This window comes from Streptomyces sp. x-80 (assembly GCF_046549095.1).
GTDB lineage: Bacteria > Actinomycetota > Actinomycetes > Streptomycetales > Streptomycetaceae > Streptomyces > Streptomyces celluloflavus.
Genome location: NZ_JAJPWM010000012.1, coordinates 250,680 through 267,802, shown reverse-complemented (window position 1 = coordinate 267,802; position 17,123 = coordinate 250,680). Strand labels below are relative to the sequence as shown.

The following is a 17,123-nucleotide window of genomic DNA, read 5'->3' as shown; positions in this document are numbered from 1 at the left end:
GTCCCCGCCGTTGCGACGGCGGCGAAGGAGATGATTCACGTGTCCGCTCCGCCTGTGCTGGCGTTGCGCGGAATCTCCAAGCGCTTCGGCGCCGTCCAGGCGCTCACGGACGTCACCCTGGAGATCCACCCCGGCGAGGTGGTCGCCCTCGTCGGCGACAACGGCGCCGGTAAGTCCACCCTCGTCAAGACCATCTCGGGCGTCCACCCGGTCGACGACGGCGCCATCGAATGGGAGGGCCGGCCGGTCCGCATCACCCGGCCGCACGACGCCCAGGACCTCGGCGTCGCCACCGTCTACCAGGATCTGGCGCTCTGCGACAACCTCGACGTCGTCGCCAACCTCTACCTCGGCAACGAACTGCGCACCGCCGGGATCCTGGACGAGATCGCGATGGAGAAGCGCGCCAAGGAACTGCTGGACACCCTGTCCATCCGCATCCCCAGCGTCCGTATCCCCGTCGCCTCGCTCTCCGGCGGCCAGCGGCAGGTCGTCGCCATCGCCCGCGCGCTGATCGGCGACCCGAAGGTCGTCATCCTCGACGAGCCGACCGCCGCCCTCGGTGTCGAGCAGACCGCCCAGGTCCTCGACCTCGTGGAGCGGCTGCGCGAGCGGAACCTCGCCACCATCCTCATCAGCCACAACATGGCCGATGTGCAGGCCGTCGCGGACCGGGTCGCGGTGCTGCGGCTGGGCCGCAACAACGGTGTCTTCGACGTCGCGGACACCTCGCACGAAGAGATCATCGCCGCCATCACCGGCGCCTCGGACAACGCCGTCACCCGCCGCAAGGCGCGTACGGACCAGGTCAGGAAGGAGGACGTGCGATGAGCGACCTCACCGAACGCTCCGGCGGCGAGGACTCCGCGACGGAGCCGGCCGCCCCCGGCGCCGCGCCCGGTCCGCAGCCGGCCGCCGTCGATCCCCGCCTGCTCGTCCGCGAAAAGGGCATCGCCGGCTACGTCGACGACTTCGCGCGCCGGGTGCGCGGCGGTGAGCTGGGCTCGCTGCCGGTCATCATCGGGCTGATCGTCATCGCCGTCGTCTTCCAGTTCAAGAACAGCAACTTCCTGTCCGCCGACAGCCTCGCGAACATCGGCGTCTACACCTCCGGCCTGGGCATCATGGCGGTCGGCATCGTCTTCGTGCTGCTGCTCGGCGAGATCGACCTGTCCGTCGGCTCGGTGGCCGGCGTCGGCGCCGCCGTCTGGGCCGTGCTCAGCACCACCCACGGCGTCGGCGACGGGCTCGCGGTGCTGATCGCCGTCGTCGTCGGCATCGGCATCGGCGCCCTGCACGGCTTCTTCTTCGCCAAGGTCGGCGTACCGGCCTTCGTCGTCACGCTGGCCGGCTTCCTCGCTTGGAGCGGTCTGCAGATCTGGCTGATGGGCAAGGAGGGCTCCATCAACACGCCGGGCGGCAGCGTGGTGGAGAAGCTCACCGGCTACTACTTCGAGGACAAGGCCGCCGCCTACGGCCTCGCCCTGGTCGCGGTCCTCGCCTACGCCGGCTCGCTGCTGCTGAGCGCCCGGCGCCGGCGCGCCGCGGCCCTGCCCAGCCGGCCGCTCGGCGAGATCCTGCTGCGCACCGGCGTCGTCGCCGTCCTCGCCTTCGCCGTCGCGTACGTGCTCAACGAGCCCGCGGGCGCCCGGGGCCTGCCACTGGCCCTGGTGCTCTTCCTGGCGGTCCTGGTCATCGCCGACTACGTGGTGCGGCGCACCACCTACGGGCGGCAGATCTTCGCGGTCGGCGGCAACGCCGAGGCGGCCCGCCGCGCCGGTATCAACGTGACCCGGATCCGGATCAGCGTCTTCGCCGTCTCCGGCATGCTCGCCGCGTTCGGCGGTCTGTTCATCGCCAGCCTCTCCGGCGGCGCCACCAAGAACCTGGGCGCCGGGAACACCCTGATGAACGTCATCGCGGCGGCCGTCATCGGCGGCACCAGCCTCTTCGGCGGCCGCGGCAAGGTCTGGTCGGCGCTGCTGGGCATGCTGGTCATCCAGTCCATCCAGCAGGGCCTGAACCTGCTCGGCATGGCCAGCGAGATCCAGAACATGATCACCGGCGCGGTCCTGCTCGCCGCCGTGGTGATCGACTCCATCTCCCGCCGCACCCAGAAGACGGCCGGACGCACCTGACCGCCGAGCGCCCGCCGCACCCGGCGAAACCGGCCCCCACCAGCCACGATCCGGTGGGGGCCGGGCCGCGTGCGGGGCCCGCCGCCGGCGGGGTCCGTTTGGCCGCCGCACCCGAGTGACATACATCGCAAGGCCCGGCCGCCGACGCCGCGACCGGAACACTAGACTCGGCTGATCGGCAAGCTCGACCAGCTCGAAGTCGAAGCTCGACAGCAAGGAGGCACAGTGCAGAAGGTGCCGCGCGAAGCGCGCCAGGCCGGGGCGATGGCGGGCGACGGGGAGGAGGTGCTGACCCGTATCAAGGGGCCGCGGGACCTGGACCGGCTGGGTCCGGAACAGCTTGAGCAGCTCGCCGGGGAGATCCGTACGTTCCTCGTCGAGGCGGTCTCGCGGACCGGCGGGCACCTCGGCCCGAACCTCGGTGTGGTCGAGCTGACCATCGCCCTGCACCGGGTCTTCCACTCCCCACAGGACCGGGTCCTCTTCGACACTGGGCACCAGTCCTACGTCCACAAGCTGCTCACCGGCCGGCAGGACTTCTCGAACCTGCGGGCCAAGGGCGGTCTGTCCGGCTACCCCTCGCGCGCCGAGTCCGAGCACGACGTCATCGAGAACAGCCACGCCTCGACGGTGCTGGGCTGGGCCGACGGCCTGGCCAAGGCCAACCAGGTGCGCGGCAAGGACGACCATGTCGTCGCGGTGATCGGCGACGGCGCACTGACCGGCGGTATGGCCTGGGAAGCGCTGAACAACATCGCCGTCGCCAAGGACCGCCCGCTGGTCATCGTCGTCAACGACAACGAGCGCTCCTACGCGCCCACCATCGGCGGCCTCGCCGACCACCTCGCCACCCTGCGCACCACCGACGGCTACGAGAAGTTCCTGGCCCGCGGCAAGGACCTCCTGGAGCGCACGCCGGTCGTCGGCAAGCCGCTCTACGAGACGCTGCACGGCGCCAAGAAGGGCCTCAAGGACTTCATCGCCCCGCAGGGCATGTTCGAGGACCTCGGCCTGAAGTACGTCGGTCCGATCGACGGCCACGACCTGGAGGCCCTGGAGTCCGCGCTCCAGCGCGCCAAGCGGTTCGGCGGCCCGGTCATCGTGCACTGCCTCACCGAGAAGGGCCGCGGCTACAAGCCGGCCGAGCAGGACGAGGCGGACCGCTTCCACGGCATCGGCGTCATCCACCCGGACACCGGCCTGCCGGTCGCCGCGTCCGGTGCCGACTGGACCTCCGTCTTCGGCGAGGAGATGGTCAAGCTCGGCCGCGAGCGCGGGGACATCGTCGCGATCACCGCCGCGATGCTCCAGCCCGTCGGCCTCCAGAAGTTCGCCAAGGCGTTCCCCGACCGGGTCTACGACGTGGGCATCGCCGAACAGCACGGCGCCGTCTCGGCCGCGGGGCTGGCGACCGGCGGTCTGCACCCCGTCTTCGCGCTGTACGCCACCTTCCTCAACCGGGCCTTCGACCAGGTCCTGATGGATGTCGCGCTGCACAGGTGCGGTGTCACCTTCGTCCTGGACCGCTCCGGTGTCACCGGCACCGACGGCGCGTCGCACAACGGCATGTGGGACATGTCGCTGCTCCAGATCGTGCCCGGTCTGCGGATCGCCGCACCGCGCGACGCGGACCAGGTCCGCGCCCAGCTGCGCGAGGCCGTCGAGGTCGATGATGCCCCCACGGTGGTCCGCTACTCCAAGGGCGCGGTCGGCCCGGCCGTCGAGGCGGTCGGCAAGGTCGGCGGGATGGACGTGCTGCGCGCGCCCGACGCCACCGTCCCCTCGCCCGACGTCCTGCTCGTCTCGGTCGGCGCGCTGGCCCCGATGTGCCTGGAGATCGCCGCGCTCCTCGACAAGCAGGGCATCTCCACCACGGTCGTCGACCCGCGCTGGGTCAAGCCGGTGGACGCGGCGCTGCCGGGTCTGGCGGCCCGGCACCGGGTGGTCGTCACCGTCGAGGACAACATCCGTACCGGCGGTGTCGGTTCGGCGGTCGCGCAGGCGCTGCGGGACGCCGGGGTGGACCTCCCGCTGCGCGACTTCGGCATCCCCGAGCGGTTCCTCGACCACGCCTCCCGCAAGGAGGTCATGGCGGAGATCGGACTGACCGCACCGGACATCGCCCGCCAGGTGACGGGCCTCGTCGCCCGGATCGACGGCCGCTACGACGACACCGCGGACCCGGCCGGCGCCGCGGCCGTGGGCGGGGAGGCCCAGCCCGCCGAGGCCGCCCGCGACTGAGCGCACCACCGGTGCCGATGGGCCGGCCGGTCACCCCCTACGGGTGCACCGGCCGGCCCATCGGTATGTCCGCCGCCGCGCCTCATCGGGTGAATCCCCGCCCGGCTGAGCCCCGACGTCCCCGGACCGGTTCCCTCGATTGCGGAGACTCGGTCAGTTCAGGAGTCGCGAGGTCGTCCAGGCGGAGGTTCGCCCATGAGCACAGAGCACGGCAGCACATCCCATGGCACACGCCGCGACCGTGGCATGTTCCGGACGAAGACCGTCGAGCAGTCGATCCAGGACACCGAGGAGCCGGAGCACGAACTCAAGAAGTCCCTCTCGGCACTCGACCTGACCGTCTTCGGGGTCGGTGTCGTCATCGGCACCGGCATCTTCGTCCTCACCGGAAAGATCGCCAAACAACAGGCGGGCCCCTCCGTCGCCGTCGCCTTCGTCGTCGCGGGCGCGGTCTGCGCACTGGCCGCGCTCTGCTACGCCGAGTTCGCGTCCACGGTGCCGGTCGCCGGATCGGCCTATACGTTCGCGTACGCCTCGCTCGGCGAACTGCCGGCCTGGATCATCGGCTGGGACCTGATCCTGGAGCTGGCGCTGGGCTGTGCGGTGGTCGCCGTCGGCTGGTCCGGCTATCTGCGCTCGCTGCTGGACACCGCGGGGCTGCACCTGCCCGAAGTGCTGTCCGGCACCCACGACGGACGGTTCGGCTTCGATCTGCTGGCCTGCCTGCTGGTGGTGGCGGTGACCGCCGTCCTGGTGCTCGGGATGAAACTCTCCTCCCGGGTGACGGCGGTGATCGTCGGCATCAAGGTCACCGTCGTCCTGCTGGTCATCGTCGCCGGCTCCCTGTTCATCACCGCCGCCAACTACCGGCCGTTCATCCCGCCGGCCCTGCCCACCGCGCACGGCGGCGGACTGACCGCGCCGCTGTCCCAGCTGATGTTCGGCTTCACCCCGTCCCACTTCGGCGTGATGGGCATCTTCGCGGCGGCGGCCGTGGTCTTCTTCGCCTTCATCGGCTTCGACATCGTGGCCACCGCCGCGGAGGAGACCCGCAACCCGCAGCGCGACGTGCCCCGCGGGATCCTGGGGTCGCTCGCCATCTGCACGCTCCTCTACGTCGCCGTCTCGATCGTCGTCACCGGCATGGTCAAGTACACCGAGCTGACCACCGACGCCCCGCTCGCCGACGCGTTCAAGGCCGTCGGGCACCCCTTCTACGCCGGGGTGATCAGCTTCGGCGCCGCCGTCGGCCTGACCTCGGTCTGCATGATCCTGCTGCTCGGCCAGAGCCGGGTCTTCTTCGCGATGAGCCGCGACGGGCTGCTGCCGCAGTTCTTCTCCCGGGTCCACCCGCGCTTCGGCACCCCCTACCGGTCGACCGTCGCGCTGGGCCTCGTCGTCGCCGTCGTCGCCGGTTTCACCTCGATCAACGAACTCGCCGAACTGGTCAACATCGGCACGCTGTTCGCGTTCGTGGTGGTCGCCATCGGCGTGGTGCTGCTGCGCCGCTCCCGCCCCGACCTGCCGCGCGCCTTCCGCACCCCGCTGGTGCCGCTGATCCCGGCCGCGTCCGTGCTCGCCTCGCTCTGGCTGATGCTCAACCTGCCCGCCGAGACCTGGCTGCGGTTCGCGGTCTGGATGGTGCTGGGCTTCGGCATCTACTTCGTGTACGGACGTGCGCACAGCCGCCTGGGCAGCCGGCTGCGGGGCACGGGCCGCGGCCGCTGATCCGAGGTCCGGTGCGCCGTCGTGCTATGCGCCGTCGGCTACGCGTCGTCCGGCCCGCTCCGGACGGCGCGTGGTCCGGTGACCTGGGCGCCCAGTGCCTCGACGCGTCGTCGTAGTTCGCGGTCGGCGGTGACCATCAGGCGGTTGCGTCTGCTGCCCTCGTTCGTAACCGTTGGCTCGCGGTCCGCTGCCCTCGTCCGTAGCCGCTGGCCCGCGGTCCGGCGCGCCGTCGCGCCGTTGTGCTATGCGCCGTCGGCTACGTGCCGTCCTGCCGGCTCCGGACGGCGCGTGGTCCGGTGACCTGGGCGCCCAGTGCCTCGACGCGTCGTCGCAGTTCGCGGTCGGCGGTGACCACCAGGCAGTCCCGTCCGCCGTCCTCGTCCGCCACCAGCTGCACGATCCGGTCGTCGCCGCTGCCGGGCGCCGCCTCCACCCGTACGCCACCGGCCGACGTCACCGCGCGCGCCGCGCCCTCCACGACGAGGACGATCTCCAGTGGCGGACCGGCCAGCCCCGGCAGCCCGGTGGCGGCGTACCCGCTCAGCGAGTCGCGCAGCCGCTCCGCCGCACCGTGCCGGTCCCGCCACCAGCCGTCGGGCACCGAGCCCACGACATTCGCGGCGTCGACGATGACCAAGGAATCCATACCGCAACCTTCCCACGGCGGTCCGCGCCCCGCCCCGCGGCCACCGCCGCCGCCCCGCGCGGCCGGTGCCCGCACCACCTGCCGGATCCGGCTGCCGTCGCCGCGTACCGACCGGCGGAACCCGGTGTGCGGGAAGGGCACTTCGGCGGCCACGGCCCGGCTCGGCACTGTGGCCCGGCCGGCGCGCGGCGCCCCACGCCGCTGCCCGCTCACCGGCTGAGGCATGGCCCGCACACACGACGGCGCGGGCCTGCCGCATCCAGCAGGCCCGCGCCGTCGCGCGCTCAGGTCATCGCGGCTACGCGGGCACGCTCGCGACGCCCGGGGCCAGGAACTTCTTGCCGGTCACCCGCTCGGAGACACCCTCGCGGTCCAGGTACGGCGTGATGCCGCCCAGGTGGAAGGGCCAGCCGGCGCCGGTGATCAGGCACAGGTCGATGTCCTGCGCCTCGGCGACGACGCCCTCGTCCAGCATCAGGCCGATCTCCTGCGCGACGGCGTCCAGGACCCGGTCGCGGACCTGCTCCTCGGTGAGCACCGCCGTGCCCTGCTGGAGCAGGGCCGCGACCTCCGGGTCCAGCTCCGGCTTGCCGGAGTCGTAGACGTAGAAGCCGCGCTTGCCGGCCTTGACCACGGCCGCCAGGTTCGGCGAGACGGTGAAGCGGTCGGGGAACGCGCCGTGCAGCGTCTCGGAGACGTGCAGACCGATCGCCGGGCCGACCAGTTCCAGCAGCACCAGCGGCGACATCGGCAGCCCGAGCGGCTCGACGGCCCGCTCGGCGACCTCGACCGGGGTGCCCTCGTCGATGACGTTCTGGATCTCGCCCATGAAGCGGGTCAGGATGCGGTTGACGACGAACGCCGGCGCGTCCTTCACCAGCACCGCGGTCTTCTTCAGGGACTTGGCGACGGCGAACGCGGTGGCCAGCGACGCGTCATCGGTCCGCTCGGCGCGCACGATCTCCAGCAGCGGCAGGATCGCGACCGGGTTGAAGAAGTGGAAGCCCACGACCCGCTCGGGGTGCTTCAGCTTCGAGGCCATCTCGGTGACCGACAGCGAGGAGGTGTTGGTGGCCAGTACGGCGTGCTCCGGCACCACCGCCTCGACCTCGGCGAACACCTGCTGCTTGACGCCCATCTCCTCGAAGACGGCCTCGATGACGAAGTCCGCGTCACCGAAGGCGGCCGCCTTGTCGAGGTGACCGGTGACCAGGCCCTTGAGGCGGTTGGCCTTGTCCTGGTTCACCCGGCCCTTGAGCAGCAGCTTGTCGATCTCGTCGTGGACGTACGTCACGCCCTTGTCGATCCGGGCCTGGTCGATGTCCGTGAGGACGACCGGCACCTCCAGCCGGCGCGCGAACAGCAGCGCCAGCTGCGAGGCCATCAGCCCCGCGCCGACCACGCCCACCTTGGTGACCGGACGGGCCAGCTGCTTGTCCGGGGCGCCGGCGGGGCGCTTGGCGCGCTTCTGCACCAGGTTGAACGCGTAGATGCCGCTGCGCAGTTCGCCGCCCATGATCAGGTCCGCGAGGGCCCGGTCCTCGGCGTCGAAGCCCTGCTGGCGGTCGCCGTTCTTGGCGGCGGCGATGATGTCCAGCGCGCGGTAGGCGGCCGGGGCCGCGCCGTGCACCTTGCCGTCGGCGACGGCCCGGCCGCGCGCCACCGCCTCGTCCCAGGCCGCACCGCGGTCGATCTCGTCGCGGACGACCTCGACGTCGCCCGAGAGCACCGACGCGGTCCAGCCCAGCGACTGCTCCAGGAAGTCCGCGCCCTCGAAGAGCGCGTCCGCGATGCCGAGTTCGAAGACCTGCGCGCCCTTGAGCTGGCGGTTCTGGTTGAGCGAGTTCTCGATGATGACGCGCACCGCGCGGTCCGCGCCGATCAGGTTGGGCAGCAGGACGCAGCCGCCCCAGCCCGGCACCAGACCGAGGAAGACCTCGGGCAGCGAGAACGCGGGCAGCGCCTTGGAGACGGTGCGGTAGGTGCAGTGCAGCCCGATCTCGACGCCGCCGCCCATCGCCGCGCCGTTGTAGTACGCGAAGGTCGGTACGGCCAGGCCCGACAGCCGCTTGAAGACGTCGTGCCCGCCCGTCCCGATGGCCAGCGCGTCCTTGTGCTGCTTGAGCAGCTCGACGCCCTTGAGGTCGGCGCCGACCGCGAAGATGAACGGCTTGCCGGTGATGCCGACGCCGACGACGGAGCCGTCCGCCGCCTCCTTCTCCACCTGGTCGATGGCGGCGTTGACGTTCGCCAGCGACTGGGGGCCGAAGGTGGTGGGCTTCGTGTGGTCCAGGCCGTTGTCCAGCGTGATGAGCGCGAACCGGCCCGCACCCCGGGGCAGTTCGAGATGGCGCACGTGCGCCTGCGTGACGACCTCGTCGGGGAACAGCTCGGCCGCGCCCTTCAACAGCTCAGCGGTGGTACTCACTTGCCTGCTCCCTCGAAGTGCGGGTTCTCCCAGATGACCGTGCCGCCCATGCCGAAGCCGACACACATGGTGGTGATGCCGTAGCGGACCTGCGGCTGCTCCTCGAACTGCCGGGCCAGCTGCGTCATCAGGCGGACACCGGAGGAGGCCAGCGGGTGGCCGAAGGCGATGGCGCCGCCGTACTGGTTGACGCGCGGGTCGTCGTCCGCGATGCCGTAGTGGTCCAGGAGCGAGAGCACCTGCACCGCGAAGGCTTCGTTGATCTCGAACAGGCCGATGTCATCGATCGTCAGACCGGCCTGGGCCAGCGCCTTCTCGGTCGCCGGGACCGGGCCGATGCCCATCACCTCGGGCTCGACACCGGCGAAGGAGTACGCCACCAGGCGCATCTTGACGGGCAGGCCCAGCTCGCGCGCGACGTCCTCGGCGGCGATCAGCGAGGCGGTGGCGCCGTCGTTGAGACCGGCGGCGTTGCCCGCGGTCACCCGGCCGTGCGGCCGGAACGGGGTCTTGAGGGCCGCGAGGTTCGCCAGCGTCGTCCCCGGGCGCATCGGCTCGTCGGCGGTCGCCAGGCCCCAGCCGGTCTCGCCGGCCTCCGGGTTGGTGCGGCGCACCGAGATCGGCACCAGGTCGGCCTGGATCTGGCCGTTGGCGTACGCCTTCGCGGCCTTCTCCTGGCTGCGCACCGCGTAGGCGTCGGCGCGCTCCTTGGTCAGGTGCGGCAGCCGGTCGTGCAGGTTCTCCGCCGTCATGCCCATGAACAGGGCGGACTCGTCGACCAGCTTCTCCGACACGAAGCGCGGGTGGGGGTCCACGCCCTCACCCATGGGGTGGCGGCCCATGTGCTCGACACCGCCGGCCACCGCGAGGTCGTACGCGCCGAAGGCGACACCGCCGGCGACGCTGGTCACGGCGGTCATCGCACCGGCGCACATCCGGTCGATGGAGAAGCCGGGCACCGACTGCGGCAGGCCCGCCAGGATGCCGGCGGTCCGGCCCAGGGTCAGGCCCTGGTCGCCGATCTGGGTGGTCGCCGCGAGCGCGACCTCGTCGATCCTGGCCGGATCGAGGTCCGGGTTGCGGCGCAGCAGCTCCCGGATGCACTTGACGACCAGGTCGTCGGCGCGGGTCTCGTGATAAATGCCCTTCGGGCCCGCCTTGCCGAACGGGGTGCGGACGCCGTCGACGAAGACGACGTCCCTAGCGGTACGAGGCACGTTGGCTCTCCTCCAGGTGCGGGATGGCACTGCTGCGGAGCGCGCCCGGGGCGCGCGTCACACCCCTCATGCTACTTGTGGGTAACCAGGCTGCCCAGCCCCCTCGGCCGGAGCGGCGAACGTCACACCCGCCCAGCGGACGGCACAGAAAAATCCTCGGTCGTCCCGCGGGCCGGAATGTCCGGCCCGCGGGACGACCGAGGACGCGATCGGGCGGGGTGCCGCCGCTCAGCCGTCGGCCGGCGGCACCAGTGCCTCGGTGAGGACGGGGGCGACCTGCTCGATCTGCCAGCCACGGGCGCCGTGCCCGGCGAGCACCTCGGCGACCTTCTCCCGAGTCGGCTCGGCCGGCGGCTCCCAGCACAGCCGCCGCACGGTGTCCGGCGTGATGAGGTTCTCCTGCGGGAGGCCGAGGCGCTCGGCCAGTGCGGTCACCGCGGCGCGCGCGGCGGTCAGCCGGGCTGCGGCGACCGGGTCCTTGTCGGCCCAGGAGCGGGGCGGCGGCGGCCCGTTGAGCGGCTGGCCGGGCTGCGGCAGCTCACTGTCCGGCAGCGCCCTGGCGCGGTCGACGGCGGCCTGCCACTGCTCCAGCTGACGGCGGCCCATGCGGTGGCCGAAGCCGGGCAGTGCGGCCAGTGCGTGGGTGTTCGGCGGCAGATTCAGCGCCGCCTCCACGATCGCGCCGTCACCGAGCACCTTGCCGGGCGAGACATCGCGCCGCTGCGCCACCTGGTCCCGGGCCGTCCACAGCTCCCGTACGACCGCCATCTGGCGGCGCCTGCGCACCTTGTGCATGCCGGACGTACGGCGCCAGGGGTCCTTGCGCGGCGGCGCCGGGGGAGCGGCCGCGATGGCCGCGAACTCCTGCCGGGCCCACTCCAGCTTCCCCTGCCGCGCCAGCTCCTCCTCCAGCTCGTCGCGCAGATCCACCAGCAGCTCGACGTCGAGTGCGGCGTAGCGCAGCCACGGCTCGGGCAGCGGGCGGGTGGACCAGTCGACGGCGGAGTGGCCCTTCTCCAGCGCGAAGCCGAGGACGTTCTCGACCATCGCGCCCAGGCCGACCCGGGCGAAGCCGGCCAGCCGGCCGGCCAGCTCGGTGTCGAAGATCCGGGTGGGGATCATCCCTATGTCCCGCAGGCACGGCAGGTCCTGGGTGGCGGCGTGCAGTACCCACTCCGCGTCCGCGATCGCGTCACCGAGGGCCGACAGGTCGGGGCAGCCGACCGGGTCGATCAGCACGCTGCCGGCGCCCGCGCGGCGCAGCTGGACGAGATAGGCGCGCTGGCCGTAGCGGTAGCCGGAGGCGCGTTCGGCGTCCACGGCGACGGGGCCGGTGCCGGCCGCGAAGGCGGCCACGACCTCGGCGAGCGCCTCGTCGGTCGCGGTCACCGGGGGGATGCCTTCGCGGGGTTCCAGGAGCGGTACCGGCGCCGGATCGGTATCCGGAGGCGAGTCTCCGGCTGCTCGCAGTGTCGTCTCTGCTGCGGTCTTTTGGGCGTCGGTCACCGGTCAAGGGTATCTGTGTATGCGCGTCGCCCGTCGAGGGAACGTTCCCTCGACGGGCGAGACGGTGTGCTGACGGCGTCAGTGGATGATGCCGGTGCGCAGGGCGACCGCCACCATCCCCGCCCGGTCACCGGTGCCGAGCTTGCGTGCGATGCGGGCGAGATGGCTCTTGACGGTCAGCGCCGACAGCCCCATCGAGACGCCGATGGCCTTGTTGGACTGGCCCTCCGCCACCAGCCGCAGGACCTCGACCTCACGGCCCGACAGTTCGCGGTAGCCGCCGGGGTGCCCGGGGGCCCCGGGCGGGCGGCGCTGCATACGGGCCGCGTGGGCACCGATGGGCGCGGCGCCGGGCCGGCCGGGGATGCCCAGGTTGGTGCGGGTGCCGGTGACGACATAGCCCTTGACGCCGCCGGCGAGGGCGTTGCGTACGGCGCCGATGTCGTCGGCGGCGGACAGTGCGAGACCGTTGGGCCAGCCGGCGGCCCGGGTCTCGGACAGGAGGGTGAGGCCGGAGCCGTCGGGCAGGTGGACGTCGGCAACGCAGATGTCGCGCGGGTTGGCGACGCGGGGACGGGCCTCCGCGATGGACGACGCCTCGATCACGTCACGTACCCCGAGGGCCCACAGGTGGCGGGTGACGGTGGAGCGGACGCGAGGGTCGGCCACGACGACCATGGCCGTCGGCTTGTTCGGGCGGTAGGCGACCAGGCTCGAAGGTTGCTCGAGGAGAACAGACACCGGGCCTCCTGGGAGGAGTGGCGGGGACGGAATCCGGCGGGGGAGAACCGGAATGATCCGTGCTGGAAGGGTCACTGGACTCTTCGGCAGCAATCCGGCGGGACTTTAGACTTTGATCACGATTTAGTTGGGGGCAATTCGGGCAATTCGGGCAAATCGGATGCGTGATCGATCAGAGGTGGGCACCGAGTGTGCACCGAGATGATCAGAGGCGTGCGCGATGCCGCCCGGACCCGGCACGGCGCCGTCCGGAGATGATCAGCGGGCCCGGCGGCGCGCGGCCGGGGAGACCGGCGCCGCCCGGCCGCGCGGACCGGGATCAGCGGGGCTGCGGACCGCGGCGCTGCGGCAGCGGTACGACACCGCCGCGCTGCGCCGCCTCGGGACAGGCCGGCGGCAGGCCCGCGACCTGGCACAGCAGATCGCCCCACGCCGCCAGATGCGCCGCCAGGTCCGGCACCCCGCCAGGCCCCTCGGCCGGCGTCCACGACGCCCGGATCTCGATCTGGGTCTTCGGCTCGCGCGCGGCCAGCCCGCCGAAGTAGTACGACCCGGCCCGGGTGACCGTGCCGCTCGGCTCGCCGTAGCGCACCCCGCGCGCGTCCAGCGCACCGGTGAGCCAGGACCACGACACTTCGGGCAGCAGCGGATCGGTACCCATCTCCGGCTCCAGTTCGGCCCGGGTCAGCGTCACCACGCGGAAGGTGCCCTGCCAGGCTTCCTGCCGGGCCGGGTTGTGGAGCAGCACCAGCCGCCCGTCCGCCAGATCCTCGTCCTCCCCGCCGGGCCCCGCGCCCCGTTCGACGACCGCCGCCTCCAGCGCGTACGCGAACGGCGCCAGCCGTTTCGGGGCGGGTGTCGGGTCGATCTCGATCTCCGGCCTCAGCCGTGCCGCGCGGAGCGCCTCGACCGCCTGACGGAAGGGGATCGGGGTCTCGTCCGCGCTGTCCGCGAGGTGTTCTTGAGCCGCAGCCATGCCCGGAAGGTTAGGCCGAAGAAGGCCCTCATACGGGGAGGACACCCGGTGCGCGCGTCGCCCATTCGGAGGCGCCCTCGCGCGCGTGCGAAGATTCGGGGCGTGAGCGCCAACAACCTTCCCGAAACTCTCCGCTCCGGTCGAGCAGGGGAGGCCCCCGTCATGGGCCAGCCGCAGACCGCCACGCACGATTCGGCATTCCTCCGGGCCTGCCGCCGCGAGCCGGTGCCGCACACACCGGTGTGGTTCATGCGCCAGGCCGGGCGCTCACTGCCCGAGTACCGCAAGGTCCGCGAGGGCACCGCGATGCTCGAATCCTGTATGCGCCCCGAACTCGTCACCGAGATCACCCTGCAACCGGTCCGCCGGCACGGCGTCGACGCCGCCATCTACTTCAGTGACATCGTCGTCCCGCTCAAGGCCATCGGCATCGACCTCGACATCAAGCCCGGTATCGGCCCGGTCGTCGAGCACCCGATCCGCACCCGTGCCGACCTGGCGCGGCTGCGCGCCCTGGAGCCCGGCGACGTGACGTATGTCACCGAGGCGATCGGCATGCTCGTCGGCGAACTGGGCGCCACGCCCCTCATCGGCTTCGCCGGCGCGCCGTTCACGCTCGCCAGCTACCTCGTCGAGGGCGGCCCGTCCCGCAACCACGAGCACACCAAGGCGCTCATGTACGGCGACCCGCAGCTCTGGGCCGACCTGCTGGACCGCCTCGCCGACATCACCGCCGCCTTCCTCAGGGTGCAGATCGAGGCGGGCGCGAGCGCCGTCCAGCTCTTCGACTCCTGGGTCGGCGCGCTCTCGCCCGCCGACTACCGGCGCGCCGTCCTGCCCGCCTCCGCCAAGGTCTTCGACGCGGTCGCCGGGTACGGCGTGCCGCGCATCCACTTCGGCGTCGGCACCGGCGAACTCCTCGGCCTCATGGGCGAGGCGGGCGCGGATGTCGTCGGCGTCGACTGGCGGGTCCCGCTGGACGAGGCGGCCCGCCGCGTCGGCCCCGGCAAGGCGCTCCAGGGCAACATCGACCCCGCCGTCCTGTTCGCCCCCCGTGCGGCCGTCGAGACCAAGGCCCGCGAGGTGCTGGACGCGGCCGCCGGTCTGGAGGGCCACATCTTCAACCTCGGCCACGGCGTCCTGCCGACCACCGACCCCCAGGCGCTGACCCGGCTCGTCGAGTACGTCCACGAGCAGACCGCCCGCTGAGCGCCGCCGCGCCGGCCGCCGGGGCGCGGCCGGCTCAGGCCCCGGCGGCCCGTACCGCCGCCGTCGCCTTGCGGGCCGCGACCAGCACCGGGTCCCAGACCGGCGAGAACGGCGGCGCGTAGCCGAGGTCGAGGGCGGTCATCTGTTCCACCGTCATCCCGGCGGTGAGGGCCACCGCCGCGATGTCCACCCGCTTGGCCGCGCCCTCGCGGCCCACGATCTGCGTGCCGAGCAACCGGCCCGTACGGCGCTCCGCGAGCATCTTGACGTGCATCGGGCGGGCGCCGGGGTAATAGCCGGCGTGGTTGGTCGACTCGATGGTCGCGGTGACGAATTGCAGACCGGCGGCGAGCGCATGGCGTTCCAGCAGCCCGGTGCGGGCGATCTCCAGATCGCAGACCTTGCTGACGGCGGTGCCGACGACACCGGGGAACGTCGCGTAGCCGCCGCCCACGTTGGCGCCGATGACCTGGCCGTGCTTGTTGGCGTGGGTGCCCAGCGCGATGTGCCGGGTGTGCCCGGAGACCAGGTCGAGGACCTCCACACAGTCGCCGCCCGCCCAGACGGCGTCCTGGTCGCGCACCCGCATCCCGAGGTCGGTGAGCAGCCCGCCGGACTCGCCCAGCGGCAGACCGGCCGCGGCGGCGAGCGTCGTCTCGGGACGTACGCCCATGCCCAGGACGACCACATCCGCCGGGTACTCGGTGTCCTCGGTGGCGACCGCGCGGGCTCGCCCGGCCTCATCGGTCAGCACGGCGGTGACGGCCGCCCCGCGCACCGTCTCGATGCCCAGCCCGCACATCGCCGTGTGGACCAGCGCGCCCATGTCCGGGTCGAGGGTGGACATCGGCTGCTCGCGGCGGTCCAGGACGGTCACCGTGTAGCCCCGGTGGATCAGCGCCTCGGCCATCTCGACGCCGATATAGCCCGCGCCGACCACCACGGCCCGCCGGCCCCCGGTGGTGGCGAGGGTGTCCAGCAGCGCCTGCCCGTCGTCGAGGGTCTGCACACCGTGCACGCCGGGGGCGTCGATACCGGGCAGCGCGGGGCGCCGCGGACGGGCGCCGGTCGCCAGCACCAGTTTGTCGAAGCCGGTCCACGATTCCCGGCCGTCCTCGTCCAGGTCGCGGGCGCGCACCCGGCCGCGGTCCAGGTCGAGTTCGGTGACCTCGGTGCGCATCCGCAGGTCGATACCGCGGGCGCGGTGCTCCTCGGGACTGCGGGCGATCAGTGCCTCCGGACCGTCGACCGTGCCGCCGACCCAGTACGGGATGCCGCAGGCCGAGTAGGAGGTGAAATGGCTCCGCTCGAACGCGATGATCTCCAGCTCGCCGGGCTTCCGCTGCCGCCGCGCCTGGGACGCGGCGGACATCCCCGCCGCGTCACCCCCGACGACCACCAGTCGCTCCGCCATCCTGTGCGCCCCTTTCGTCGTGTCACGGCGAAGGCTACGGGGCGGAGTCCGGCGGGCGGGCGCCGGCCGGGCGGGCGGGCCGGCGGGCCGCCGCAGATCACGCCGGGCCGGTGACCCCCAGGCTCCGCCGGAGCTGCTGGAAGGCGGTGGGCGTCGGCCGCCGCGGCAGGAACTCCTTGATCCGCCGGGCGCACTCCAGCGGGTCGGTGTCGGCGGTGTCGCACTCGATGTCGTAGACGCCATGGGCGTGGACGTGCGCCAGCTGACCGGCGGCCAGCCCCACCGGACGGTCACCACGGGCCCGCTCGCGGCGTTCCAGTTCCGGGAGCGGGCAGTGCACGCCGACCAGGACGACATCCTCGGCCGCGAACAGGCCGAGGCAGTCCAGCAGCCGCCACGGCTGGCTCAGTACATGGTCCACCACCACGGTGTTGCCCCCCGCCGCCATCCCGGCGACCGCACGGTGGAAGCCCCGCCAGGTGCGTTCGAGGACACCCGGCAGATCGTCCGGCGCGATGTCCCCCCGGGAACGCATGGCGTGGAAGGCGTCCACCGGCAGATGGAAGCACGGCTCGTCCAGCGTCCGCAGCAGCGCCTCGGCGATGCTCGACTTCCCCGAACTCGACGTACCGTTCAGGAAAATGATCAGCCCGCGCGGCGGCGCCGGAGCCTCCTCCGGGTCCGTCTTCGCACCGGTCCGCCCGTCGGGCGCTGTCGTTGTCGGCATGGTGGCCCTCCCGTTCCTGGAACGGGTACGAGGCTAGAGCCTGGGTGATGCGGTGATCTACGCCGGGGTCGAGTGTGTCCCCCTGTCCCCAGCCTTCAACACGGCACGGAAAGCGGCGAGTTGTGCGCACCGCGGCCTGCGACCGGGCCGGT

13 protein-coding genes are annotated in these 17,123 nt (G+C 72.4%); 5 read left to right on the top strand and 8 right to left on the bottom strand.

Annotated features, from left to right (window positions below; translation table 11 throughout):
• Nucleotides 1-30: 30 nt before the first annotated feature.
• From ACLJWH_RS25080 to ACLJWH_RS25065, 4 genes are all read left to right on the top strand, one after another.
• On the top strand, nt 31-831 hold the full coding sequence (locus ACLJWH_RS25080) for an ATP-binding cassette domain-containing protein (protein WP_411143985.1): 801 nt from the start codon (nt 31-33) through the stop codon (nt 829-831).
• Nucleotides 828-2,138, top strand: a complete 1,311-nt coding sequence (locus ACLJWH_RS25075; RefSeq protein WP_411143984.1) for a sugar ABC transporter permease — start codon at nt 828-830, stop codon at nt 2,136-2,138. Before ACLJWH_RS25080 ends, ACLJWH_RS25075 begins: the two co-directional genes overlap by 4 nt.
• A gap of 264 nt (nt 2,139-2,402) precedes the next feature.
• Nucleotides 2,403-4,379 (top strand): 1-deoxy-D-xylulose-5-phosphate synthase, encoded by a 1,977-nt coding sequence (dxs, locus tag ACLJWH_RS25070; protein WP_411144022.1) that lies wholly within the window; start codon nt 2,403-2,405, stop codon nt 4,377-4,379.
• A gap of 195 nt (nt 4,380-4,574) precedes the next feature.
• A complete protein-coding gene (locus tag ACLJWH_RS25065) occupies nt 4,575-6,107 on the top strand; it encodes an amino acid permease (RefSeq protein ID WP_411143983.1) in 1,533 nt (510 codons plus the stop codon).
• Nucleotides 6,108-6,363: 256 nt separating this feature from the next.
• On the opposite strand, the gene ACLJWH_RS25060 is transcribed toward ACLJWH_RS25065, so the two are convergent.
• From ACLJWH_RS25060 to ACLJWH_RS25035, 6 genes are all read right to left on the bottom strand, one after another.
• Nucleotides 6,364-6,753 (bottom strand): NTP pyrophosphohydrolase, encoded by a 390-nt coding sequence (locus ACLJWH_RS25060; protein WP_411143982.1) that lies wholly within the window; start codon nt 6,751-6,753, stop codon nt 6,364-6,366.
• A 298-nt stretch (nt 6,754-7,051) separates the two neighbouring features.
• Complete coding sequence (locus tag ACLJWH_RS25055) at nt 7,052-9,181, bottom strand: 3-hydroxyacyl-CoA dehydrogenase NAD-binding domain-containing protein (protein ID WP_411143981.1); 2,130 nt, start codon at nt 9,179-9,181, stop codon at nt 7,052-7,054.
• Nucleotides 9,178-10,398 carry a thiolase family protein gene (locus ACLJWH_RS25050; RefSeq protein WP_411143980.1) on the bottom strand — a complete coding sequence of 407 codons (1,221 nt, stop codon included), beginning with the start codon at nt 10,396-10,398 and terminating at the stop codon, nt 9,178-9,180. Before ACLJWH_RS25050 ends, ACLJWH_RS25055 begins: the two co-directional genes overlap by 4 nt.
• A gap of 228 nt (nt 10,399-10,626) precedes the next feature.
• Nucleotides 10,627-11,904: an HRDC domain-containing protein gene (locus ACLJWH_RS25045; RefSeq protein WP_411143979.1), complete on the bottom strand. Its 1,278-nt coding sequence runs from the start codon at nt 11,902-11,904 to the stop codon at nt 10,627-10,629.
• 78 nt (nt 11,905-11,982) lie between these two features.
• A complete protein-coding gene (locus ACLJWH_RS25040; protein WP_411143978.1) occupies nt 11,983-12,645 on the bottom strand; it encodes a LuxR C-terminal-related transcriptional regulator in 663 nt (220 codons plus the stop codon).
• A gap of 319 nt (nt 12,646-12,964) precedes the next feature.
• Complete coding sequence (locus ACLJWH_RS25035) at nt 12,965-13,621, bottom strand: DUF3000 domain-containing protein (RefSeq protein WP_411143977.1); 657 nt, start codon at nt 13,619-13,621, stop codon at nt 12,965-12,967.
• 162 nt (nt 13,622-13,783) lie between these two features.
• On the opposite strand from ACLJWH_RS25035, the gene hemE reads away from it, so the two are divergent.
• A complete protein-coding gene (hemE, locus tag ACLJWH_RS25030; protein ID WP_411143976.1) occupies nt 13,784-14,830 on the top strand; it encodes a uroporphyrinogen decarboxylase in 1,047 nt (348 codons plus the stop codon).
• Between the two features lie 34 nt (nt 14,831-14,864).
• On the opposite strand, the gene ACLJWH_RS25025 is transcribed toward hemE, so the two are convergent.
• The gene (locus ACLJWH_RS25025; protein WP_411143975.1) at nt 14,865-16,244 is read right to left on the bottom strand and encodes an FAD-dependent oxidoreductase; all 1,380 of its coding nucleotides are present in this window, start codon (nt 16,242-16,244) and stop codon (nt 14,865-14,867) included.
• Nucleotides 16,245-16,341: 97 nt separating this feature from the next.
• Nucleotides 16,342-16,971 carry a chloramphenicol phosphotransferase CPT family protein gene (locus tag ACLJWH_RS25020; RefSeq protein WP_411143974.1) on the bottom strand — a complete coding sequence of 210 codons (630 nt, stop codon included), beginning with the start codon at nt 16,969-16,971 and terminating at the stop codon, nt 16,342-16,344.
• Between the last annotated feature and the right edge of the window lie 152 nt (nt 16,972-17,123).